The organism is Paenibacillus sp. N3.4, from assembly GCF_008017805.1.
GTDB lineage: Bacteria > Bacillota > Bacilli > Paenibacillales > NBRC-103111 > Paenibacillus_E.
This window is the reverse complement of sequence record NZ_VRTT01000182.1, coordinates 1-2,048: the sequence shown is the minus strand read 5'-3', so window position 1 is coordinate 2,048 and position 2,048 is coordinate 1. Positions and strand designations below refer to the sequence as shown.

1 protein-coding gene and 1 pseudogene are annotated in these 2,048 nt (G+C 48.7%); both read right to left on the bottom strand.

The annotated features are described in order from the left end of the window. Nucleotides 1-161: 161 nt before the first annotated feature. On the bottom strand, nt 162-1,394 hold the full coding sequence (locus tag FU659_RS34805; RefSeq protein WP_261808252.1) for a transposase: 1,233 nt from the start codon (nt 1,392-1,394) through the stop codon (nt 162-164). A 183-nt stretch (nt 1,395-1,577) separates the two neighbouring features. Further along, a pseudogene (locus FU659_RS38155) lies at nt 1,578-1,895 on the bottom strand (transposase); the annotation flags it as partial. Nucleotides 1,896-2,048: the final 153 nt, after the last annotated feature.

Below are 2,048 nucleotides of genomic sequence, written 5' to 3'. Positions count from 1 at the left end.
GAGACAGTCTATTAACTGTGGATAATGAAGAGGGGATACTCTCGCTGAGAAGATTTCGGCAATTAACTGGATAAATAAGGATGTTATATGGGCGGGAGTGGTGCGATTATCCTGCTTGTAGTTCGACAACGTCGTAATGCTCCACCTAATTTCCGATACCATTAGGCTGTTGTCACACGACGAAGAAACCCTGGTTTTGGCGCTAGTAAGCGTCTGACCGAGGATTTAAGATTGATGACGATGGCGACGAGCGTTGCCTTGATGGACAGAGACTTTTGACCTCGTGTCCGCGGCGTCCCTAACCCGCAATCATTTTTCATCTCGTTATTCTTTCGTTCTACCAGATATCTCTGCTTCAATAATTCCTTGCCCTTGTCTGTGGCGTTGAATGCTTTCGCTTCTTCGTAGAGCTCGTAGTAGTTGCTGTGAAACACACTTCTGCCGCTAGAACTTGTTGTACATTGACTACGAAAAGGACAGCCGTTGCAGTCATCCTTGCTAAAGTGATGCTGTGACCCCTGCTGCTTGGGGTTACCTCGTTTCCAGACGGATTCCTTGTGATTCGGACAGACGTAGACATCCTTCTCTCGGTTGTAGGTAAAGCGTGTGTTAGTGAATAAGCCCTTCGGGTTTTGGGGTGAAGCGACAGGAGCCGTAACCGCGATTCCAATGGACGCTAGCTCAACCCGCTGCTTACCGTAGCCGTACAAAGTATCGCCTAATATCCCTTTGGGCGCGATGCCAAAGAAAGATTGGATCTGGTGTACCATGTCATACATGGCCTCACCGTCTGGCTCGGTGGCGGGAATCACTTTTGCATGTAAAATAACGCCGCTCGTTGTGCAGAGGTTTTGCGTTTTGTAGCCCTTGATGACCTTAAAACGAGTCTTCATGCCGACACGCGCATGGGGATCATGAGCGCTGATGATCCGATTGGCAGGGCGCTGTTTGCGTGGAGTTTTCACATGCTTCACGGGCACGTCCTTCGACTCTGGCTCAGCAGCCGTGCTTTGTGGGCCCTGAGTTTCTGTCGCAGATGGTTGGTCGGAAGAGGGTTCGTCGCTGCTAGGCGTTGGCATCTGCGTATCTTCGTCCGGATGGGTAGGTCTGCTATTTTCCATAAGAATTTGCTTCAAGGTCCCTTGCAATCCCAGAGACTTCTGCTGAGCGGGCACGTTGTCCCAGTTCCAGAACAACAAGCTTACTTCCTCGGTTTCAAACCATGCCAGCAGTCCGTAAGCTTGGGTGACGAGTTTGCTGAACGCCAATAAACGGTCACTTGTAGAGGATTCGGCAGTGATTTGGAGCGTCATCGTATCGAGAAGGAGCGACTTGCAGGCAAGTTCGTACAAAGCGGGGTGCGTTTGCTTAAGATGGCGTAGGATCTTCTCCATCGCTTGCTGAATTAAACGATAGGCCCCCACCAACTCAATGCCGACATTGCACGGGAAGGAATCAATGATCCACTGTTCGTCGTGGTTACCCCACAGTCCGAGGCTATACATTTGGGCTAGTATATATAAATGGCAAGCATGAAACATGGCGACGCCCATGCGAGTACGATCCAGTCCGATCGTACTGTGGTCGAACCCGAAGAAGTCAACCGGCAAGCCTAAAAACCGCTTGATGAACAAGTCGCCAATGATTTTCTCTTCAGTAGAGCGGTCCGACAGATCGTAGTAGACTTGAATGAGATGTACTTTGAGTTTAAGCGAAGGAGCGTAAGGGCATTGTCCGCGGCCGGAGTACAAGACCGCACACAATGTATCCGCAAAAGAGAAGTCGATCTTGGACTCCACGTGGTTCCAAAAGGGATGCTGAGGAAGCTTGGAATAGACCAAAAGGTCAGCAAACGAAAGTTGGTCAAATGTTTTGTAGCGAATGCGAGTTTTCATGGCGATACTCCCCGAGAATAAGATAAAGTAATTATACCATGAAAACAGAAGAATGAGTGAGTAAATACCTCTTTTTATGAATATTTCGGCTGTTTTTGACTGATTTCAAATTAGGCGATTGGCTAATGATATCCACAATTAATCGACAGCCTC